The following is a 21,702-nucleotide window of genomic DNA, read 5'->3' as shown; positions in this document are numbered from 1 at the left end:
ATGAGGGTCTCCGTCAGCCCGGCGCGGGTCGAGGTCTCGGCCGGGATCCCGCAGTCGATCGCGATCACGATCACCAACCCGGGCACCGTCATCGGCGGCTACTCCCTCCGGCTGCTCGGCGCCGACCCGTCGTGGGTCGAGCTCGAGGACGACCGGATCTCGCTCTTCCCCGACGAGTCCCGCACCCTGATCGCGACGGTGACCGTGCCGGCCGGACTGGCCGCGGGCGAGCGCCGGATGGCGGTCCAGGTGCGCGAGCTGACGCCGCCCGAGCGCAGCACGGTCGAGGAGTTCGTGCTGCTCGTGCCGGAGGCCCCGAGTACGCAGGTCCGGATCGACCCGGTCACGCTGACCGCCGGCCGCACCGGCCGGTTCAGCCTGCTGATCGACAACAACGGCAACACGCCGGCCCGCGGCTGGCTGGCGGGGCTCGACGCCGAGAGCGCGATGCACTACCGGTTCGACCCACCGGTGATCGACCTGGCGCCCGGCGAGCACGCCGTCGTGGACCTGCGGGCGCGCGGTCGCCGCCCGCTGATCGGGCAGCCGGTGGTGCGCGTCCTCGACGTCCACCTCGTCGAGGGCAGTCCGCCGGCGACCGCGGACCGCAACCAGGAGGCGCCGCGGCCGCCCGACCCGGAGCAGCGGCCCGCGACCACGGCCTCGATGGTGCAGACGGCGGTGCTGTCCCGCGGCCCGATCGGTCTGCTCGGCCTCCTCGCCGCCCTGACGGTCTTCGCGTTGGTGCTGACGATCGCGCTCTCCCGCCTGGTCGGTCAGTCGGCGGCCGACCGCAACCTCGCCCTCGAGATCGCCGCCGCGGACGGATCGGGGACGACGAGCGGCAACTCCGGCGTGGCGGGAACGGTGCGACTGCTGACGACCGGCCTCCCGGTCTCCGGCGTGGCGGTCAACGTCTACAGCGCCGAGGACCTGGTGACGCCACTGGCGTCCGATGCGACCGACGCCGAAGGGGCCTACCGGATCGACGGCCTGGCCGCCGGCGACTACAAGCTCGTCTTCCGCGGGGCGGGATTCGAGCCGCTGTGGTACCCGCAGTCCCTCGGCGTCGAGAACGCGGAGACGATCACCGTCGAGGCCGACCACCGGGTCGCCGGCCTCGACGTGGCCCTCGGGGGGACCCCGGCCACGATCAGCGGCACCGTGCTGGGCGAGGACATCGCGGATGCCACCGTCTCGTTGCGCACCCCCGACACGGCACCCGTCGCCGCACCGGGCGCTCCTGCCGCGGCGGGATCGGTGACGGGCACCGGCGGCGCGACGGTCGACACCGCCCCGGTCGCGGCCGACGGCACCTTCACCTTCGCCAACGTGCCGTCGCCGAGCGTCTACGACCTGGTGGTGACCAAGAAGGGGTACGCCACCTCGACCCAGCGCGTCGACGTCGCGGCGGGGGAGGCGCGCGAGGGCGTCGAGATCAACCTGATCCGGGGCAACGGGATCATCAGCGGCAGCGTGACGTCGAACGGGAAGCCGATCGACGGGGTGACGATCACCGCCACGTCGGGAGAGTCCTCCTCGTCGACCGTCTCGCTGAGCAGCGGCGACGTCGGCAGCTTCACGTTGCGCCGCCTGCCCACCCCCGGCGTCTACACGCTGGTCGCGAGCAAGGAGGGCTACGCGTCGCAGACCCTGAGCCTCACCCTCGCGGACGGCCAGGAGCTGACCGGTGTGGCCCTCAGCCTCGGCGCCTCCTCCGGGAGCCTGAGCGGCCGCGCGCTGCTCAGCGGTGGCGGCCCGGCCGCGGGCGTCACGGTCACCATCACCGACGGGGTGCGGACCGTGGAGACAGCGACCCAGAGCTCGGGGAAGGTGGGCAACTGGAAGGTCTCCGGCCTCGACCTGCCCGGCACTTACACGGTCACGTTCTCCCGCTCGGACCTGGCCGCGCAGACCGTGTCGGTCACCCTCGACCAGGTCGGCACGATCACGCCGTCCTCGATCGGCGCCACCGTCACCTCCAACGGCATCGAGACCGTGATGAAGTCGTCCACGACCGTGCTCGAGGGGCGGGTCACCCAGCCGGCCCTCGACAACGTGGTGCGGCCGGTCGGCGAGGTGACGGTCGAGCTGAGCTCCGGCTCGTCGACCTATCGGGTGACCACGGCCTCGGTCCCGTCGGACCAGCGCGGTCGCTACCGGGTCGAGGGCCTGCCGCCCGGCACCTACACCGTCAGCGTGAGCCGAGCGGGGGTCCGCCCCACCTCGACGATCCTCCAGCTCGCGGCGGGGGACACCCGCGACTACAGCCCCGAGCTCGCCAAGGCGGCGTCGTTGAGCGGATCCGTCACCGTCGCCGACTCGGGGGCGCCGGTGGGTGGCGGCTACCTCGTCGAGCTGTACCGCGCCGGCAGCTATCCCGGCTCCGTCTACCGGACCACCCGGACCGACGCGGCGGGCAACTACCAGTTCGCCGACGTCGACGCTCCGGAGGTGTACGTCGTCCAGGTACGCCGGACCCAGGGCGCCGCGCCGATCGGCTCGGGCAACGCGACCGTCGCAGCCAGCCAGCAGGCCACCAGGAACGTGAGTGTGACGCCATGAGCATGCCGCCGATCGAGCCCCCGCTGCCGCCGGGGGTCCTGGTCCCGGAGCTGGTCCGGACCGCCGCCGGCACGGCGGCCACGCTCACCGCGGTCGTCACCAACACCGTCGGCGAGCCACGGAGCTACACGCTGATGACGGTGGGCGTGGACCCGTCGTGGCTGCCCGGGCCGATCCGCACCGGAGTGGTCGCCCCGGGCGCGTCGGAGACCCTCGAGGTCCGGCTCACGCCGACGGCCGGAACGCTGCCGGCCCGCTACCCCGTGGCGGTGACCGTCCAGGCCCTGATCCCCGGGACGAACCGTCCCGCACCGGAGCCGACCGCGATCGGGGAGGTGACCCTGGTGGTCAACCCCCGCGCGCAGTTCCAGCTCGAGGTCACCCCCGAGCGGTCCTCGCTGATCCGGCGGCAGCGGCTGAGCGTCGTGCTCCGCAACGGCAGCACCGTCGACACCACCACCGAGCTGCAGGGCAGCGCGACCCCAGGGCTGGAGGTCCGTCTCAAGCGCCAGGTCGTGACCATCGCCGCGGGCGAGGAGGTCCAGGTCCCGGGGCGGCTGATCGTGACCCGGCCGCGACCGTTCGGTGGCACCAGCCAGCACTCCTGGACGGTCACGGCGACCACGGCCGAGGTCGTACGCAGGGCCCGGGGCATCGCCCAGCAACGCGCCGTCCTCGGCACCGCATGGCTTCGCGCCGCCGCGCTGCTGGCCGTCGTCGGCGTCTGGATCACGGCGGCGGTGGTCTTCATCCCGCCGCTCGCCGACCGATTCGGGTCCGATCCGGAGGACTCGGCCGTCGCCGGATCCGCCGGAGACGGCGCGCAGGGCGACGGCGGCTCCGGAGAGGACGGGAGCGACGCGGCCGGCGGATCGGGATCGGGCGGCAAGGGCCGGGTCAAGGTGGTCCGGGCCGAGTCGCCCGCCACGCCGAAGGGCCTGCAGCTCAACGGCACGGTCAGCGCCGAGGACCCGTCGGGCGTGACGGTGACCCTCGCGCCGACCTCCCTGGTCGACGAGGAGGCCGTCGGCGCCTCCGACGCCGTCCGTCCGGCCGCCTACGGCAAGACGCCGCAGTCGGCCGTGCTCCTGCAGGTGCCGGGGGAGGTGCCCCGTCCCCGCACCGCCACGACGACCGAGGACGGCACCTGGTCCTTCCCCGACGTGACCTCGCCCGGCTACTACCTGGTGACGTTCAGCAAGCCGGGCTACGACCCCCAGAGCTTCGTCGTCGACGCGGCCACCGCCGATCCGACGAAGCCGATGGAGGTCGACCTCCAGCCCGGCGACGGCAACCTGTCCGGCACGGTCCGCGGTCCGGACGGCCCGGTCGGAGCGGCGACGGTCACCATCAGCGACGGCACCAGCACCCTGACCACGAGCAGCGCCTCCCGCAAGAAGGTCGGCGGCTGGTCGGTCTCCGGGCTGCACACCCCGGGCAGCTACCTGGTGCAGGTCACCAGCTTCGGGCTGGGCACCGAGTCCCGGCTGGTGACGCTGGACGCGGGCGGCACCGCCACGGCCGACGTACGCCTGGTCCCCGGCGTGGCCGCGCTGACCGGCACGGTCGAGGGTCTCGAGTCGGGCGGTGACCTCGGCGGGATCGGTGGGGTGACCGTGACCGCGACCGACGAGCAGGGCGTGCAGCGCGTCGCCACCACCGTGACCACCCAGGAGCTGGCCGGTCGCTACCAGCTGCCCGACCTGCCCGCGCCGGGGACCTACATCGTCACCTTCTCGGCCGACGGCTATCAGGACCAGACCAGCCGCGTCGACCTCCGCCGGGGCCAGTCCCGGGCCAAGCTCGACGCCGAACTGGTCTTGAGCAGCGGAGTGGTCGCCGGCGTCGTCAGCGAGATTCCCAGCGGCGATCGGGTCGTCGGCGCCGGGATGACGCTGAGCAACGCCGAGTTCGCCTACAAGACGACCACCACGGCCGACAACGCGGCTCCGGGGCAACAGGCCGGCGCCTTCCGCTTCAACGGCGTCGAGCCCGGCACCTACCAGCTGACCACCGAGTACTTCGAGTTCGGGCCGCACGTGCTCACGGTGCAGGTGCGCGCCGGGCAGACGGTCACGGTGAGCCCCGAGATCGAGCGCCTGCCCGGCGGCGTGCTGCCGGCGACCTCCACGATCCGCGGCGGTGCGGTCGACCTCTACAGCGGCGACCCGATCGACTGCACCGCGGCCGATCCGTGCCACGCCACCACCACCGACCAGAACGGCGACGAGATCACCGTGCCCTTCGCCGGCGACGAGGAGTACATCCTCCCGGCCACGGGCGGCCCGGGTCTCGAGCCGGGTCTCTACTCGGTGCTGGTCTCCGCCCCGGGATACGAGAGCGCCATCGTCCGGGTCCAGCTGCCGCTGGGGACCACGGCGATCGCGCCGACGGCCGAGCTGACCAAGCTCCCGGTGATCTCCGGCACCCTGCGCGTGGCCAGCGGGGTGCCCGCGACCGACAACCGCACCTGCATCTGGGCGAGCCCCGACGGCGACCCGCAACCGACCGCAAGCTGCGCGGCCGCGATCGCCGACGGCAGCTGCCTGGCCCCGGGGGAGCCCCGGGGGATCCTGGACGAGGCCACGACGGTCTGCGAGTGGGTCGAGGACCTCGACCCCTACGAGCTCGAGGTGCCGCGGGCGGGGCCGTGGCTGATGACCGCCCGGATGACCGACGGCACCTACGCCCCGTTGACCGGTGTGCGGGTCAATCTCGCCCCTGGGTCGACCACGATCCAGAACCTGGAGTTCATCCGGCTGGCCGAGATCCAGGTGATCCCGCAGGCGCTCGACGGCACCGGGGCGATCCAGCCCTTCGGCGGTGCCGACGTCACCATCGCGCCGATCCTGACGGGCGGCGGCACCGGCCCCGCCACCAGCGGGACGTACGGCGCCGACGGGCGGGTCCACTTCACCTCGCTGGCGCCCGGCGGCTACCGGCTCACCGCCTCCGCCACGGGGCGGCGTACCGACACGGGCGACGTCTACGTCCTGGACAACCAGGTCGCGGTCGTCTATCTCACCCTGGGCCGCAGTCCCGGCCTGTTCACCGCCCAGGTCGTCACGGACGGCAACCAGCAGGTCGACGGCGCCCGGGTGGAGATCACCGCGCCCGGCAGCTACGACGGCAGCACGCCCCAGCACGTCACCGCGACCGCGACCAGCGACACCGGTGACGGCTGCGTCGCCTTCCACGACCCGGCGACCGCCGTCGTGGCCCAGGGCGCCTGCGACGCGACCTACAGCGCGACCGCGCTGACCGAGGCGGACTTCGCCTCGGACTACGCGCAGCGGATCCGGGTCACCAAGACCGGGTACGAGGAGCTGGTCGTCACCGACAAGAAGATGCAGTCGGTGATGACGCTGAACCTCGCGCCGTCCCCGGTGGCGTTCAGCTCCCGCATCACGACCGAGGGGACGGCGCCGTCGTACCCCGACGTGACCTTCGCGGTGACCTCCACGACGACCCCGGTCGGCACGGTGACCGTCACCGCCAACGGCAGCGGTGACCTGCAGTGGGAGGACTCGCGCTACGCGGCCGGCTCGATCCGCCCCGGCACCTACACCCTGACCGCGACGAAGGGCGACTACGTCAGCGACCCGGTCACGTTCACCTGCCAGGTGGCGACGCCGTGCGCTCCGGACGGCCCGGTCCTGCGCCAGCTCGGCACGCTGCGGGTCGAGGCGCTCGGGCTCGACCAGGCGGGCTCTCCGCAGCCGGCCGACAACGTGATCGTCACACTGCTGCGCGGCACGCAGCCGGTGAGCACGAAGACGTCGCCGACCGACGGCAACGCGGTGACCTTCACCGACCTGCGGCCCGGTCCGACCGACTACACCGTGCGTGTGCAGGCGGCCGGCTACGCCTTCGGCTCGGGGACCCTGAGCTGCACCGTCGGCGCGGACCCGGCGGTGTCGTCGCAGATCACGATCGTTCCCGGCACCCAGACCGCCTGCGACGCGACCCTCGACCCGATGGCCCGGATCGACGGTGCGGTCGAGGGCGTCCTCGCCGCCGCGCCGGTGACCGACCCGGACGTCGACGTGCGCAGCCTGGCCGGGGCGGGCGTCACGGCGACGCGGTGCATCGACTGGCTGCCGGCAGGTCCGGCGGCACAGGCGGACTACTGCACGGCGCTCGGATCGGTCCGCTTCCCGGCGACGACCGGTGCCGACGGCCGGTTCAGTCTGTCCGGCACCAACCAGGTCGAGGGCATCGCCGACGGCGTCTGGCTGCTGACGGCACAGCAGCCCGGCTGGCGGACCGTGAAGCCCGGCAGTGCGCCGTCCGCGGCCCTCGCCGGCACCGTGGTGCGGGTCGTCGACGGGGTCGACGCGACGACCACCGTGCGACTGCACGTGATCCCCGTCGACTTCACGGTCGATGTGAAGGACCAGAACCAGACAGCGCTGACCGGTGCCACCGTCCAGCTGCTGCGGGGGACGACCACCGTCGCCACCGCGGCCGCGGTCGGCGGGACCGCCGGCAGGTACCGCTTCACCGATGCGATCCCCGGCAACTACACCCTGCAGGTGTCGGGCAGCGGCGTCGTCGTCTCGACGGCCCAGGTCGAGATCAAGACGGGCCTCAGCGGCCAGACCTTCGCGATGGCGGTGAGCCGGGCCGCCAACAGCCTGAGCGGCACGGTGACCTCGGTGGACGCGCAGAGCGGTCTGTCCGGGGTCACGGTGACCCTGCACGCCTGCACCGGCGGCACCTGCGCGTCCACGGTCGCGTCCGGAACCGACGGCCTGCCGTTGCAGACCACGACCGCGGCCAACGGCACCTTCCTGTTCCGGACCGTGCCCAACGGCAGCTACCAGGCCCGGTTCCAGAAGCGGAAGTACGAGGACCTGGTCGGTGACTCCTACACCTTCGACCACACCGTCGGCGCGCTGCCCACCTTCCAGGTGACCATGGTCCGGGTCCTGCGGGCCGCGCGGGTCGACCTGGTCACCTCGCCGAGCGGCACCGCCCTCACCGGCGCGACCGTGCTGCTGAGGTCGACCGAGACCGGCGTCGCACCCCTGGGACCTCAGACGGTCAGCGGGACCTCCGTGTCCTTCGCCCAGGTGCCGTACGGCTGCTGGAACATCGAGCTGACCCTGCCGAGCGGGCACTTCGGGCAGGTGAACCTGCCCGGCAAGGACTCCCTGGCCAACGACTGCCAGGGCCACGTGGTGGTGCGCACCAACGGCGCCGAGATCTCCGCCTCGGTCACGGTCGTGGAGACGCCGGTGACCATCACCGTCGCCGGCACCCCGATCGCGGGCCACAGTGCGCCCGCGTCGGCGACGGTCGCGATCTCCGGCCTCACGCTCCCCGACGACCAGGTCGTGGTCGGCAGCACCGGGGGACTGGTGGTCCATCTGCCGCCGGGAAGCCACACGATCACCGCCTCCGCGCAGCCCTCGACATTCTGGCCGTCGGTCAGCCAGAGTGTCTCGATCACCGCCGGCGACGCGGCCAGGTCCGTCGCCCTGACGCTCACGGAGGGCACCGGAGCGCTCGTCGTGCGCACCCGGTTGGACGGGACCTCGACGGCCGTCGCGGGCACCATCACCATCGCGCCGGGGACGGGCCAGAGCGCGAGCGTGCCGGCGGCCTACGCCACGGGCGTGGCCACCACGGGGGAGCTCGGGCTCGACCTGCCGGCCGGGAAGTGGCACGTCACCGCCACCACGACCGACGGACGCACGGTGACCGAGCAGGACGTGTCCGTCGCCGCCGCCACCCAGAGCGTGACGCTGAACCTCCCGCTCCCGCCGACGACTCCCTGACGCCGACCCGGCGCAGACTGAACGGGAACCCCCGCCGACCCGGCGCAGAGTGAATCGGAACCCCCGCCGAGCCGGCGGAGATTGAGCCGGGACTCGCGCCGAGCCGGCGCAGAAGTGCCCGCAGTGCGCCCGTACGACGGCTCCGATAGCGCTGCCCGAGGCCGATCTACAAATTTGCATGTTCTCGGCGTGTCGAGTGGAAATTACACGTTTGTAGTTACTCACGATCCCTTCACAGACGCGTGTGACGCATGTGAAAGTTGCTACTCGTGTGACACCTTCCCCGCACGCACGTCTGGAGCAGAGCCATGTCGCCGTACCCCACGGAGATCCCCGAACGCACGCGCCGAGGCCGGTTCGTGACGCTGTGTCAGCAGGCGCTGGCGCTGGCCGTCGTCGTCGCCGTCCTCACCCCGGCGGCCCGGACCGTCACGATGGAGGTCCGCCCCGCCGAGCCGGGCGCTGCCGACCCCGGCGCGGTCGCCCTGCAGGCGGCCACCACGCCGGTGACGGTGCCGACCGACGTCGTCGACGCCACGGTCACGGAGTACCCGCTCACCACGTCCCCCGCGGGCGTCAGCGGCCGGGTCGCACTGCGCGGCAGCGTGAAGCCGCTCGCCGACGGAGGCGACGAGGTCACCAGCGATGCCCTGCCGGTCGCCGGCTTCGGCACGGTGGGCGTGACCTGGGCGCACGGCAGCGAGATCGCCGAGGAGGCGATCACCGTCAACGTGCGCACCCGCACCGGCGACGCGTGGAGCGACTGGACCGCGGCGGAGTATCACGACGAGCACGGCCCCGACCCGGCCAGTGCCGAGGGTCAGCGCTCGCGTCCCGGCACGGAGGCCGTCCTGGTCGGCGACGTCGACGAGGTCCAGGTGCAGGTCGAGACGACCGCGGACGCCCCGGCGGACCTGAAGGTCGCCGTCATCGACCCCGGTACGCCGGCCGCCACCGCCGAGGAGTCGCCGGCGATCCAGACGACCGGCTCCGGGGCCACGACCCGCAGCACCGCCGAGGTGACGGAGGGAGCCGAGGGCGCCGAGGGCGCGATCGCGATGCAGGCCGCCACGACCGGTCCGCCACAGCCCCAGATCTACTCCCGGGCGCAGTGGGGCGCTCCGGAGGACGCGAGCTACAAGCCCAAGTACGGCACCGTCAGCGCCGGCTTCGTCCACCACACGGTGAATGCCAACGACTACCAGCCGGAGGACGTTCCGGCGATCCTCCGTGGCATCTGGAAGTACCACGTCAAGACCCGCGGCTGGGCGGACATCGGCTACAACTTCCTCGTCGACCGGTTCGGCCGGATCTGGGAGGGCCGGGCCGGCGGCGTGGACAAGGCTGTCGTCGGCGCCCACACCCTCGGCTACAACGACTACTCCTTCGCCATGTCGGCCATCGGCAACTTCGAGACCGCGCAGCCGTCGCCTGAGGTGATCAACGCCTACGGCGCCCTGTTCGCCTGGAAGCTCTCGCTGAGCGGGGTGGACCCGGCCTCACCGAGCCAGAAGGTCGGCTCGAAGTACTTCGCCGCGATCAGCGGCCACAAGGACGCCGGGAAGACCGCCTGCCCGGGCAAGTACCTGTACGCGCAGATCCCGGCGATCCGGGCGATCGCGAGCCAGGCGCAGCAGGGCGCGCTGCTCGGTCAGCTGAACGGCAGCTACATCGGCTCGCCGAACCCCGACATCGTCGTACGCAGCGAGAAGTCCGGGCGCCTGGTCCTGCACGACATCGACAAGGTCGACGGCACGTGGCGCATCGCCGCGACGGTCAAGACGAACGTCGAGGCGCCCTGGGCCAAGCAGCTGCTCCGCGTCGGTGACTGGGACGGCGACGGCCTCAACGACATCATGGCGATCCGCAAGAGCGACAAGGCGCCGGTGCTGTTCCGCGGCATGGGCGGAGGCAACTTCCACCCCGCGCAGGTCCTGCCCAGCAGCTTTCGCGGCGTGAAGATGCTGGCGGCGGTGGGCGATGTCACCGGTGACGGCCTGCCGGACCTGGTCGGCCAGCCCAAGGGCGATGTGATGCGCGTGTACCCGGGCCAGGGCCTGACCGGCTTCCAGGCGAGCGTGCCCGCGACGGGCCAGGTGGCCGGCAAGAAGCTGGTCCCCATCGGCCGGTGGAACAAGGACAGTGCGCCCGACGCCCTGGTCCGCAACGGCTCCGCACTGACGCTCTACAGCCGGATCCTCCCGGGCGCCTGGGCGCCGGGCAAGGCGATGAAGTCCACCGCGAGCGGCTACGACTGGGTGATCGGCCTGGGCCCGATGGCCACGAATGGGACCAATGTCCTCGTGCTGCGGAACAAGGCGACACGGGCGGTGTACCTGGTGCCGAAGGCGAAGGCCAAGAAGCTGGGTACGCCGATCCTGCTCAAGAAGCGGAAGAAGTTCGACCTCGCGGGCTAGCCCGCCTCACCGATCCGTCCTGGTCGTTCAGGCGGGGAAGCGGGCCGTGGCGTGCTCGGCGACGTACGTCGCCTCGAGTCGCTCCGGCTCGGCCCGGGCGACCAGGACGAGTGAACCGCCCGACAGGAGCGGTTCGCAGAGGATCGCCGGCTCCATGACGGGGTCGGCGACCGTGAGCAGGCGGCCGGCACCGACCAGACCGGTGCCGGCCGCCTCGCTCCCCATCGGGGCCGGGGTGAGGGATCGGCCGGCCGTCTCGATCGCGAGCTCGTCGGGCTGCGGCGGGTCCCAGGCCTGGAAGGCGTCGGGCTGGGACCAGATGTCGACGCCGACATCGGTCACGCCGGCCGGCACGGGCTCGGCGAACCGGACGCCCAGCGGCAGCAGCGCGCAGGCCAGGACCGCCAGCTCGGCGGCGCGCCCGGACCAGTCGGGCAGCGAGTCGGGGCCGCAGGCGACCGCGACGAGATCGGCGTCGTCGGGCGCCGCGACCGTGAGTCCGCAGTTCCACGCGGCGCCGAGGAAGACCGTTCCCAGCCAGTGCGGCGGCAGGTCGAGGGCGATCCGGTCGCCCCGCTCGAGACCGAGCTCGTCGACGAGCAGCGAGCTCGCCTTCGCCACCCAGTTCGCCCACGTCGTCACGGACAGCTCGACCCGCTCGCCGGTCGCGTGGTCGTAGAAGGTCACCAGCGGCTGTCCGGGGTCGGTGCGCAGGCGGGCCGCCAGGACGGCGGGGAAGGTGGTCGGCGTCGTCACCCCCCGAGCCTAGGACCGGGGATCACGAGTGAGGCCGTAGGGTGCGGCGCATGGTTGACGAGATCCCCGGCTTCTGGGCCGTGGTCCCTGCCGGCGGCGCCGGGACCCGGCTCTGGCCGCTGTCCCGCTCGCGCTCGCCGAAGTTCCTGCACGACCTCACGGGCGCCGGGGAGTCACTGCTCGAGCAGACCCGGGCCAGGCTCGCCCCCCTGGTGGGGGACCGGCTGCTGGTGGTCACCGGCGAGGCGCACCGTACGGCGGTCCGCGGCCAGCTCGCGATGCTCCCCGAGGACGCCGTCGTCGCCGAGCCGTCGGCCCGTGACTCGATGGCCGCGATCGGCCTCGCCGCGGCCCTGCTCGAGAAGCGGGGTGCCGAGGTGATGGGGTCGTTCGCCGCCGACCACGTGATCACCGACCCGGGTGGATTCGCGGCCGCCGTCGCCGACGCCGTGGCCGCGGCGCGGGACGGCTGGCTGGTCACCATCGGCATCGAGCCGACCTTCGCCTCGGCCGCCTTCGGCTACATCCGCCAGGGCGAGGAGCTGCCCGGCCATCCCACGGCACGCAAGGTTGCCGAGTTCGTGGAGAAGCCCTCCGTGCCGGTGGCCGAGGAGTACCTCGCGACCGGCCACTACCGCTGGAACGCCGGCATGTTCGTCGTACGACCCTCGGTCCTGCTCGACCTGCTCGCCGAGCAGGACGCCGGCTTCGCCGCCACCCTGCGCGCCATCGCGGCCGAGCCAGACCGGCTCCCCGAGCTGTGGGAGGCCCTGCCGCGGATCGCGATCGACCACGCCGTGGCGGAGCCTGCGGCCGCGGCCGGGCGGGTCGTCACCATCCCGGGCGGGTTCGGCTGGGACGACATCGGCGACTTCGACTCGCTCGCCACGCTGCTCGGCGACGACGACGCCTGCAGCGTCCTCGGCGACGCCGGGCTCACCCAGCTGATCGGCGCCAGCGGCATCGTCGTACCCGGCTCCGGGCGGACGGTCGCCGTCATCGGACTCGACGACGTGGTCGTCGTCGACACCCCTGACGCGTTGCTCGTGACCACCCGCGCCCGGGCGCAGGAGGTCAAGAAGGTCGTGGCCGCACTCAAGGAGCAGGGCCGCCACGATCTGGTCTGATGGCGCGAGCGACGCGCTCGATGGCGCGAGCGCGTCGCTCGTTCCTCGCGCCGCGCTGCCGCGCACGCGGTCGAGTTCCGTAGGTCCTGCGTTCGCGTGGCGGCATACGTCCGGCACGGCGGAAAGCACCGGTCTCGTCGGCTCCGGTCGCTCGTTCCTCGCTCCCTGCGCCTCCTCGCCCGGCGTTCCCGCCGTGGCCTCGGTGACGCCCGATGGCGCGAGCGCCTGAATGTCGGGCCGGTCGTCGTGGAAAGCGAAGGCGACGGAGTGTAGGGAGCGACGAAGGAGCGACCGGAGCGGAGGAGCCGAGCTTTCCTCGAGCCGGCGGGTGGCCGCCAGACGGACTCAACCGGCTACGGAAGCCAACTGCGTGCGCGGCAGCGCGGCGGAGCGAAGCGACGACGCGCTCGCGCCATCAACTCAGTACGCGTAGGGCTCGGGCGCGTCCGTGAACGGGTACTTGTCCATGAAGGACTCGAGTGCGTCACCGCTGACCTCGGAGCAGTACTGCCAGGCGCCGTACTGCTTCTCGGTGTCCCGGTCGACCCGCCAGTGGGTGAGGGCGACGTGCTGGCCCTCGGGGAAGGCCTTGCCCGTCTCCTTGATGTCGGCCTTGGTCCAGGGCGCGACCTTGAACTTCAACCGCTGGTTGGTGTCGTTGGCGTCCATGATCTTGGCGATGGCGCGCATGGCCGAGATCTGCTCGGAGTCGTCGGCGGCGGTGGCGTCGTACCAGAGGATCGTGTAGCCGTGCTCGCTGTTGTGGATCAGCTGCTCGAGCTCGGGGCGGGAGTCCGTGGTGTAGAAGCGGTCGCCGATCGGCGCGGGGGCGATGCCGGCGACGTTCCAGTGCGGACCGAACGCGGGCGGGCCGTCGGTGTAGTCGACCTGCTGCCCCTCGGGGACGTGGTCGCCACTGCCGGTCGCCTCCTTCTCGGTGATGTCACCGCAGACGCTGGCCGCGGCGCCGATCTCGGCGACGCTCTTGCCCTTCCACTTCCGGTCGTTGACGATGTCGCGGGCCTTCGGGTAGAGAGCGGCCCCGATGATCACCAGGGCGACCACGACGCACACGCCCACGATGGCCATGCCCTGGCGGCTGTCGGCGCGCTTCTGCTTCCGCCGGACGTCGTCGATGACTTGGCGGCGCTCCGACTTCTCGGACTTGCTGGACTTGGCCACTGCGGGTACCTCGTCTTGGTCGTGAGGGGGCAGGCGTGAGCGCGCCCCGTGCGGCGAACGCGGGAAGTCTACGGAGTCGCCGGTCGAAACCGCAGGTCGGTGTCGAGATCTCCTGTCTCCACGCTCTCCCAGCCGTGGGCGAAGGCGACGATGTCGGCCGCCGCGCGTCGCTCTCTCCGGGTGCGTACGTCGACCGGAGTCGCCGCCTGCGCCGCGATCCCCGCGCGGCTCAGCGCAGCGACGAACTCGTCGGCGCCGACCGCGCTGCCGAACGGTGCGCGTGCGGCCGGTCGGGAGGCCACGGCCTGGATCACGGCCTCGCGGGCGCCGTACCCGAACAGGTCGGCGCCGTCGGCGCGGATGAGGGCCCGCGCGCCGGGGCCATCGGTGCCGGGTGCGAGGACGAGGTCGGCGCGGCCGCGCAGGACGGCGCACGGCCGGGAGCCGAGCTTGCCCTGGGCGAGCTCGACGGCCGAGGCGATCTCGTCGGCGACGGCGGGGGCGGTGACCGCCAGCTCGTTGCCGTGGGCGTCGACCCGGCCGGTGAAGGACTCGAGGACGGTCAGGCCGGCGGCGCCGATGGCGATGTCGGTCTGGCCCTCGCGCCAGGCCCGGCCGGCGGTGTCGGTGATGACGACCCCGACGTTGACGCCGCGCCGCTCGGCCACCGCGGCACGCAGGCGGCGGGCGGACGCGTCGGGGTCGATCGGCAGCAGCACCACGGAGCCCTGCTCGACGTTGGAGGCGTCGACGCCGGCGGCGGCCATGGTCAGGCCGAGCCGGTTGCGCACGATCCGGGTCGGGCCGCGCCGGGCGACGAGCCGGTCGGTCTCGGCGTCGATCCAGGCCTCGCGGTCGCCGTCCTCGATCCGTCCCTCGGCCTTGCTGACGACCTTGCTGGTGACGACGAGGACGTCGCCGTCGACCAGGTCGTCGGGCCCGAGGGCGCCGAGCAGGGCGGCGGCGAGGTCGTCGCCGGGCCGGATCTCGGGGACGCCCTCGGGCGCGCGCACCGTCAGCGACATCAGCACACCAGCTCGATCGCCGCGGCGGCCATCGCGGCCGTGGCGTCGTGGTCGGTCATCATCAGGGGTACGGCGGCCGCGCGGATGCCCGCCGCCTCGAGCCGGGCGACCTGGGCGGCGTCCCGCTCGTCGACGAGCCAGCCGTCGAGCACGCCGCCGGCCGCGCGGGCGCCGTAGTTGAGGCCGACGCCGGCGGCACTGACCTCGACGCCGATCGAGGTCAGCATCTGCTCGGCCATGCCGCGCACGTGGGTGTCGCCGACGATGGGGGAGAGGCCGACGACCTTCGCCTCGGTGGACCGCACCGCGTCCCGGATGCCGGGCACGCCGAGGATGGTGCCGACCGACACGACCGGGTTCGAGGGCGGCAGCAGCACGAGGTCGGCGCCGGTGATCGCCTCGACCACCCCGGGGGCGGGGGTGGTCTCGTCCATCCCGACGAAGACGACCTGCTCGGCGGGCACCTCGGCGCGCAGCCGCACCCAGTACTCCTGGAAGTGCACGACCCGCCGTCCGCTGGGGGAGTCGGGGTCCGCGACGGCGACGTGGGTCTCGACCCGGTCGTCGGTCATCGGCAGGAGGCTCAGCGTGTCGCCGTACGCCGGGGTGAGCCAGCGTCGGCACAGCGCCTGGGTCACCTGGGAGAGCGGGTACCCGGCGTCGAGCATCTGGGTACGCACCAGGTGGGTGGCGATGTCCCGGTCGCCGAGACCGAACCAGGTGGGCTCCACGCCGTACGCCGCCAGCTCCTCCTTGGCGCTCCACGTCTCCGCTCGACGTCCCCAGCCCCGCTCGGGGTCGATCCCGTCGCCGAGGGTGTACATCACCGTGTCGAGATCGGGGCAGACCTTGAGGCCGTGGATCCACCAGTCGTCCGCGTTGTTGGCGATGACCGTCACGTGGGCGTCCGTGGCCACACCGGGTAGGGTTCCGGTGGCGATGCCGTGGAGCAGGCCCTGCAGGAACCGGGCTCCGCCCATGCCGCCCGAGAGGACGGTCAGCTGGCGGAGCGGTCCGCCGATGGGTCCAGCGGTTGTCGCGTCAGGTGTCGATTCCACGGGGGACAACTGTGCCCTGCCCGAGAGCGGCAGGATGCACGGGGTTGCCTATAGCAGATTCGACCTTGACTCTTTGGGTATGACACGTATGTAATTCCAATGGTGTCGTTCGGGGCACCGGGTCGAGTCGTAAGGGGCGAAATCGTGAGGGAACTGTTCCTGGTCGAAGCAGATTCCGACGAGCTGGGGTGGCAGGAGCGTGCGTTGTGCGCCCAGACGGACCCCGAGGCGTTCTTCCCTGAGAAGGGAGGATCGACGCGCGAGGCCAAGAAGGTCTGTCAGACCTGCGAGGTGCGCGCCGAATGCCTCGAGGCCGCGCTGGGCAATGACGAGCGCTTCGGCATCTGGGGCGGTATGTCGGAACGTGAGCGTCGCAAGCTGAAGAAGCGCGCCGTTTGAGCTGACCTGCCCAGCTCGCGCGCGACTCCGGCTCGCGCTGACGGTTCGCCCCCTTCGGGCCGTCGGTCGTAGGGTCTGACCTCGTGTCGCAACAACCCGAGGTGGCTGTCCTCCTGGTCAGCCACGACGGCAGCTCCTGGCTGCCGGCGGTCCTCGACGGCCTGCTCGCGCAGACCGCGCCCCCTACGCGGGTCGTGGCCGTCGACACCGGGAGCTCGGACGGCAGCGCCGAGCTGGTCCGGGTCGCCCTCGCGGATCGACTGCCCCTCGAGCAGCGCTCCCTGCCCCGGGACGCCGGGTTCCCCGATGCCGTCGCCGACGGCCTGCTCGCGCTGTCCGCGTCGACGGGGAGTGGTGCCGCACCCGAGTGGGTGTGGATCCTGCACGACGACGCGAGTCCCGCGCCCGACGCGCTGGCCGCACTTCTCGACGCCGCCGCGCAGCGGCCCGAGGCCGACATCCTCGGCCCCAAGCTGCGTGAGTGGCCCTCGCTGCGCCGCCTGCTCGAGCTGGGCGTCACCATCAGCGGCACCGGCCGGCGCGAGACCGGCCTGGAGCGCGGCGAGTACGACCAGGGCCAGCACGACGAGGTCCGTGAGGTGCTGGCGGTCAACTCCGCGGGCATGCTCGTGCGCCGCGAGGTGCTCGAGGAGCTCGGCGGCTTCGACCCCGCCCTGCCGATCTTCGGCAACGACATCGACCTCGGTTGGCGCGCCGCCGCGGCCGGCCGGACCACCATCGTGGTCCCGTCCGCCGTCGTCTTCCACGCCGAGGCCGCGCACCGCGGCGTGCGACGCACGCCGCTGACCGGGCGACACACCCACTTCCAGGAGCGCCGCGCCGCGCTCTTCACCCTGCTCGCCAACGCCCGCGGCGCCACCCTTCCCCTGCAGGCGCTGCGGCTCACCGTCGGCTCCCTGCTGCGCGTGCTCGGCCTGCTCTGCGTCCGGGCCGTCGGCGAGGCGCTCGACGAGCTGGCCGCGCTGATCTCGGTCCTGCGCCGTCCCGGCGCCCTCCGCGCCGCCCGGCGCGCGCGCCGCGCGGCGGGCGGAGGCGGCGTGGACCGGTCCCGGGTACGCCGCCTGCTGGCGCCCTGGTGGGTGCCCTACCGACACGGCCTCGACTTCGTCTCCGACCTCGTCGCGGCCGCGACCAACCAGGCCGCCGATGTCGCCGATCGCCGACGGGTCGCCGCCGCCGAGCGGGACGCCGCCGCCGGTCCGCCGCCGGCCCGCCACCGTGACGAGGACGAGGAGTTCGCCGACACCGGCATCGTGGTGCGCTTCCTCACCAACCCCGTCGCCGTGGCGACCGCGGTCACGGTCGTCGCGCTGCTCGTCGGCGTCCGCGACGTGGTCGGCGGCATCGCCGGCGGCGCCCTCTCGCCCGCTCCCGCGAGCGTCGGCGACTGGTGGGCGCTGCACCTGGAGGGCCGCCATCCGATCGGCTTCGGCAGCGACATCCCGGCGCCGGCGTACGTCCTGCCGCTCGCCCTTCTCGGCCTGCCGTTCGGCCCCTCGCTCCTCCTGTCCGTCCTGATGGCCCTCGCCGCGCCGCTGGGCCTGTGGGGCGCCTGGCGGTTCCTCCGCGTCGTCGGCCGCCTCGTCACGCCGTACGGCGCCCCGCGCTGGCTGCTCCTGTGGGGCTCGGTGACGTGGGCGCTCGTCCCCCTCGTGTCCGGCGCCTGGGGCGGTGGCCGCTGGGGCGTCGTGGTCGCCGCCGCGGTGCTGCCGTGGATGGCGCATGCCGCGCTCGGCTTCGCCGATCCCGACGCCGGGCACCGGTGGCGTGCGGCCTGGCGCACCGGCCTGGCGCTCGCGCTGCTCACGGCCGTCGCGCCGCCCGCCTGGCCGCTCGTGGCGGTGCTCGTCGGCGTCCTGCTCGGCTGCGCGGTCCGCCTCGTCCCCGGCGAGGTCCGCGACCGCTCCGTGTGGGGACCGCCCGTCGCCGCCCTGGCCGTGCCGCTGCTCGTCCTGTTGCCGTGGTGGCTGCCCCTGCTCCTGGAGGGCGGGGTCGCGGGCACGGTCCTGGAGGTCGGCCGCTGGCCGACCGCGGCCACCTCCGGGTGGGAGCTCCTCGCCGGGCGGCTCGGCGGCCTGGGGGCGCCGATCGCCGTCGGTCTGGCCTTGCCCGTGCTGGCCCTGCTGGCACTGGTGCCCCGCGCGACCCGGATCCCCGTCGTCGTGTGCTGGCTGGTCGCCGCGGTCGCGGCCGTGGTCGCCGTGCCGCTGGCGATCACGACGGTCGACATCGCCGGCCCGGTGGGTCAGCAGCCGGGCCTCGGCGCCGTGCTGCTGGTACTCCAGGGCGCGTGGATCACCGCGATCCTGCTGGGCGGCCTCGCCCTGCATCACCTCGGCGACCAGGCCAAGCCCGCGCAGGCGGCCCTGGCCGCGGCGGGCGTCGCCGGCCTGGTCGCCCCTCTCGTCGGGCTCGTGTGGTTCGCGGGCTGGGGCGCGGAGGAGCTGCGCGACCCACCGTCCTCCGACGTCCCCGTCTACATGGCCCAGCGCGCCGAGCAGGCCGAGCACAACGGCGTACTCGTGCTGCGGGGCGGCATGGACGCCGGACTGCGCTACGACGTGCACCGCGGCGACGGCCCGACCGTCGGTGAGGACGAGATCGCCGGACTGACCGCCGAGGACCGCGGCGTCACCGCGACCATCCGCTCGCTGGTGACCTCACCCGACCCGGACGCCGTCACCCGGCTCTCGGATCTCGGCATCCGCTACATCGTCCAGGCCGCCCCGGCCAACGGCGCGATCGCCGCCAGCCTGGACGCCACCTCCGGCCTGGTCCAGGCCAGCTCCGAGCGCGGCACGCGGGCCTGGCAGGTCAGTCCCGAGCCGGGACCGCTGCCCGGCCACCGTGACTGGGTGGCCTGGCTGCGCTGGATCCTGCTGCTGATCCAGGCCGGCGCGATCCCGGTGCTGGTCGTGCTCGCCCTCCCGCCCCTGCGAAGGAACCGCGATGAGTGACCACAAGCCAGCAGGCCGCCGCGCGTCCGTCGCGCGCCGCCGGAGGGTCGACATCCTGGTCGCCCTGGCGCTCGTGCTGCCCGCCGTCGTCGCCGTCGCGATCGGAGTGATCGGCGAGGAGCGGACGCCGCTCGCCGGACTGCGGCCGCCGACCACGGTCGAGCTCACCTCGTCGACCGTCGTGTGCCCCGGTGGGACCGGGACGACGAGTACGGCGCGCGCCGGCCGGTCACCCGGTGTCGCCGGCGGCGAGCTCGCCGTGCTCGCGGCGCCGCCGGACGGCGCCGTGGCCGTGGCCGGAGTGTCGGTGACGGTCACGGAAGGCGTGACGGCGGTCGTTCCCGACAGCGCCGGCCCCGTGGTCCTCGACGGCCAGGGTGCCGCCGCGCCGGGCATCACCGCCGGACGTGACGATCCGCTGGCCGTGCCCGAGTGCCGCCCCCCGGCGTACGACGAGTGGCTGGTTGGACTCGGCGCCACCGCCCGCTACGCCACCACGCTGGAGCTGGTGAATCCCGACGACGGCGAGGCCGTGGTCGACGTCGCGCTCCACGATGAGGAGGGTCCGGCCGAGGAGCCGGCCCTGCGCGGCATCCAGGTCCCGGCCCACGGCGTGCAGCGGATCGACCTCGCCACCGCGGCGCCGCGGCGGGGGACGACGGCCGCCCACGTCACCGTCACCCGGGGCCGGGTGAGCGTCACGGCGCGCAACACCAGCGACCAGCTCGGCCGGGGGCGCTCCACCACGGACTTCCTGCCGAGCCAGGCCGAGCCCGACACTGAGAACCTGATCCTCGGCCTCGACGGGGCCCGCAACGCCACCCTCGTCGTCGCCAATCCCGGCGACGACGAGGTCCGTGCGCAGCTGCGGCTGGTGACCGCCGACGCCACCTTCACCCCGACCGGTGCTCCGGACGTGTCCGTCCCGCCCCACGCGGTGCGGGAGGTCGACCTCCGGCCGCTGCTCACCGGGGACAATGCGGCCGGGGTGCTCGGGGTGCTCATCGAGTCCGCCGAGCCGGTCGTCGCCTCGGTCCGGCTGATGCAGCGCAAGGATCTCGCCCTGCTCGCGCCGGCGATCGCCGTGCGCGAGCCGACGGCCGCCGTGCTTCCGGTGGGGGAGAAGACCCTGCTCCTCGGTCACGCGAGCCGCAACGGCGTGGTGCACGTGAGGTCGTACGCCGCCGACGGGACCGTGCTGCGTGAGGACCAGGTCGAGGTCGCACCCGACCGGGCCGCCGCGCTCGACCTGCCGCCCGAGGCCGTGCTCGTCGCGGTCGAGCCGCGCACCAGTCGCGTCGCCGGCGTCGTGATGCTGCCGGTCAAGGGCGCCCAGCCGGGCCTGGCGACGCTGCGGCTGCGGCCCGCCGAGACGCATGCCCGGATCCCGGCGGTCGCGCCGGAGTAGGGCCGGAGTAGGTACGGTGCCTCAGTCCTCGTCGTCCGGCAGGTAGCGCGGGTCGACCTGGGCCGGCTCGATGCCCAGCAGCTCCGCGACCTGCTCGACCACGATGGTGAGCACGATCGCCTCCAGGTCGGTGCGGTCCGCCGCGCGGTGCTCGAGCGGGCGGCGGAAGACGACCAGCCGGGTCGGCGTCGTACCGGAGCCGCGCACCAGCGACGACAGCGGCACCCTCCCCGAGTCCCAGTCGTCGGGGAGCTGGGGAGCGTCCTCGACGGCGTACTCCACGAGGCCGAGGTGGTCCGACCAGCGCGCGTCGATGGCGGTCACCACGTCGAGCATGATCCGGTCGAAGGTCTCGCGCCGGCTGCGTGGTCGCGGTGGCCGGTGCCCGGGGGTCCCCAGCGGCAGCACCGCGGGACCGCGCATCCCGCGCCCGCGCCGGTCGCGGTGCCGGCGGGGGGACAAGGAGGACTCCATGACCAGCGAGCCTAGCCACCGATCACCCGGGAGGGCGGTAGCGTCTGCGCCGTGAGTGCGAACCCGGCCCCGCGGAGCCTGCGGACCTGCTCGCGCACAGCCTGTGCCCGCCGCGCCGTTGCCACGCTCACCTACGTCTACGCCGACTCCACCGCCGTGCTCGGACCCCTGGCGACGTACGCCGAGCCGCATGCCTACGACCTGTGCGACGTGCACAGCGAGCGACTCTCCGCCCCTCGGGGCTGGGAGGTCCTCCGGCTCGCGCTCGGCAACCAGCAGCAGGGCCCCAGCAACGACGATCTGCTCGCCCTCGCCGACGCCGTCCGCGAGGCGGCGCGTCCCGTGCGTCGCGAGCCTGTCGAGCCGCCCCGCGAGGCGGGGCGTGAGGTGGCGCGCAAGGGCCATCTCCGCATGCTCACCACTGACTGAGCCGGGTCGGCCGGCGGTGGTTCGTCGGTCGTGAGGTGCCGCGGCGGGTCCATCGGGACGGTCGGGCCACGTGGCGACACGACCCGGCGGACCCCGGGGGA

The 21,702-nt window shown here is 73.4% G+C and carries 13 protein-coding genes; 8 read left to right on the top strand and 5 right to left on the bottom strand.

Annotated elements, in window-relative coordinates:
* The 3 genes from KVF89_RS09365 to KVF89_RS09355 all read left to right on the top strand — a co-directional run bounded on the left by KVF89_RS09365 (position 1) and on the right by KVF89_RS09355 (position 10,765).
* The gene (locus tag KVF89_RS09365) at positions 1-2,565 is read left to right on the top strand and encodes a carboxypeptidase regulatory-like domain-containing protein (protein ID WP_257425115.1); all 2,565 of its coding nucleotides are present in this window, start codon (positions 1-3) and stop codon (positions 2,563-2,565) included.
* On the top strand, positions 2,562-8,348 hold the full coding sequence (locus KVF89_RS09360; protein ID WP_257425114.1) for a carboxypeptidase-like regulatory domain-containing protein: 5,787 nt from the start codon (positions 2,562-2,564) through the stop codon (positions 8,346-8,348). Before KVF89_RS09365 ends, KVF89_RS09360 begins: the two co-directional genes overlap by 4 nt.
* Before the next feature lie 308 nt (positions 8,349-8,656).
* Complete coding sequence (locus KVF89_RS09355) at positions 8,657-10,765, top strand: N-acetylmuramoyl-L-alanine amidase (RefSeq protein WP_257425113.1); 2,109 nt, start codon at positions 8,657-8,659, stop codon at positions 10,763-10,765.
* A gap of 27 nt (positions 10,766-10,792) precedes the next feature.
* Here the strand turns inward: KVF89_RS09355 and KVF89_RS09350 are convergent, their stop codons facing one another.
* Positions 10,793-11,521, bottom strand: coding sequence for a TIGR03089 family protein (locus KVF89_RS09350; RefSeq protein ID WP_257425112.1), 729 nt, complete (start codon positions 11,519-11,521; stop codon positions 10,793-10,795).
* 50 nt (positions 11,522-11,571) lie between these two features.
* Here KVF89_RS09350 and KVF89_RS09345 point away from each other — a divergent pair, with 50 nt between their 5' ends.
* A complete protein-coding gene (locus KVF89_RS09345; protein WP_257425110.1) occupies positions 11,572-12,648 on the top strand; it encodes a mannose-1-phosphate guanylyltransferase in 1,077 nt (358 codons plus the stop codon).
* A 420-nt stretch (positions 12,649-13,068) separates the two neighbouring features.
* Here the strand turns inward: KVF89_RS09345 and KVF89_RS09340 are convergent, their stop codons facing one another.
* The 3 genes from KVF89_RS09340 to cofD form a co-directional block, all read right to left on the bottom strand.
* Positions 13,069-13,830 (bottom strand): DUF3105 domain-containing protein, encoded by a 762-nt coding sequence (locus KVF89_RS09340; RefSeq protein ID WP_257425109.1) that lies wholly within the window; start codon positions 13,828-13,830, stop codon positions 13,069-13,071.
* A 68-nt stretch (positions 13,831-13,898) separates the two neighbouring features.
* Positions 13,899-14,855 (bottom strand): coenzyme F420-0:L-glutamate ligase, encoded by a 957-nt coding sequence (gene cofE, locus KVF89_RS09335; RefSeq protein WP_257425108.1) that lies wholly within the window; start codon positions 14,853-14,855, stop codon positions 13,899-13,901.
* A complete protein-coding gene (gene cofD / locus KVF89_RS09330; RefSeq protein ID WP_257425107.1) occupies positions 14,855-15,913 on the bottom strand; it encodes a 2-phospho-L-lactate transferase in 1,059 nt (352 codons plus the stop codon). The genes cofE and cofD overlap by 1 nt, the downstream gene beginning before the upstream one ends.
* 144 nt (positions 15,914-16,057) lie before the next feature.
* On the opposite strand from cofD, the gene KVF89_RS09325 reads away from it, so the two are divergent.
* The 3 genes from KVF89_RS09325 to KVF89_RS09315 all read left to right on the top strand — a co-directional run bounded on the left by KVF89_RS09325 (position 16,058) and on the right by KVF89_RS09315 (position 20,698).
* Positions 16,058-16,312: a WhiB family transcriptional regulator gene (locus KVF89_RS09325; protein WP_273475458.1), complete on the top strand. Its 255-nt coding sequence runs from the start codon at positions 16,058-16,060 to the stop codon at positions 16,310-16,312.
* Between the two features lie 83 nt (positions 16,313-16,395).
* Positions 16,396-19,290 carry a glycosyltransferase gene (locus KVF89_RS09320; RefSeq protein ID WP_257425105.1) on the top strand — a complete coding sequence of 965 codons (2,895 nt, stop codon included), beginning with the start codon at positions 16,396-16,398 and terminating at the stop codon, positions 19,288-19,290.
* The gene (locus KVF89_RS09315) at positions 19,283-20,698 is read left to right on the top strand and encodes a DUF5719 family protein (RefSeq protein ID WP_257425104.1); all 1,416 of its coding nucleotides are present in this window, start codon (positions 19,283-19,285) and stop codon (positions 20,696-20,698) included. The genes KVF89_RS09320 and KVF89_RS09315 overlap by 8 nt, the downstream gene beginning before the upstream one ends.
* A 21-nt stretch (positions 20,699-20,719) precedes the next feature.
* Here the strand turns inward: KVF89_RS09315 and KVF89_RS09310 are convergent, their stop codons facing one another.
* Positions 20,720-21,172: a metallopeptidase family protein gene (locus KVF89_RS09310; RefSeq protein WP_257425102.1), complete on the bottom strand. Its 453-nt coding sequence runs from the start codon at positions 21,170-21,172 to the stop codon at positions 20,720-20,722.
* Positions 21,173-21,223: 51 nt separating this feature from the next.
* On the opposite strand from KVF89_RS09310, the gene KVF89_RS09305 reads away from it, so the two are divergent.
* A complete protein-coding gene (locus KVF89_RS09305) occupies positions 21,224-21,601 on the top strand; it encodes a DUF3499 domain-containing protein (RefSeq protein ID WP_257425101.1) in 378 nt (125 codons plus the stop codon).
* The last annotated feature ends 101 nt before the right edge of the window (positions 21,602-21,702 follow it).

Source organism: Nocardioides carbamazepini (genome assembly GCF_024614185.1).
Classification (GTDB): domain Bacteria; phylum Actinomycetota; class Actinomycetes; order Propionibacteriales; family Nocardioidaceae; genus Nocardioides; species Nocardioides carbamazepini.
The sequence above is the reverse complement of the archived record's forward strand: the minus strand, read 5'-3'. Positions and strand labels throughout refer to the sequence as shown.

Bases quoted from the DNA above. Each gene is read 5' to 3' on its own strand.
- KVF89_RS09365 (WP_257425115.1), top strand. From the start codon at position 1: ATGAGGGTCTCCGTCAGCCCGGCGCGGGTCGAGGTCTCGGCCGGGATC.
- KVF89_RS09360 (WP_257425114.1), top strand. From the start codon at position 2,562: ATGAGCATGCCGCCGATCGAGCCCCCGCTGCCGCCGGGGGTCCTGGTC.
- KVF89_RS09355 (WP_257425113.1), top strand. From the start codon at position 8,657: ATGTCGCCGTACCCCACGGAGATCCCCGAACGCACGCGCCGAGGCCGG.
- KVF89_RS09345 (WP_257425110.1), top strand. From the start codon at position 11,572: ATGGTTGACGAGATCCCCGGCTTCTGGGCCGTGGTCCCTGCCGGCGGC.
- cofE (WP_257425108.1), bottom strand. From the start codon at position 14,855: ATGTCGCTGACGGTGCGCGCGCCCGAGGGCGTCCCCGAGATCCGGCCC.
- KVF89_RS09315 (WP_257425104.1), top strand. From the start codon at position 19,283: ATGAGTGACCACAAGCCAGCAGGCCGCCGCGCGTCCGTCGCGCGCCGC.
- KVF89_RS09310 (WP_257425102.1), bottom strand. From the start codon at position 21,172: ATGGAGTCCTCCTTGTCCCCCCGCCGGCACCGCGACCGGCGCGGGCGC.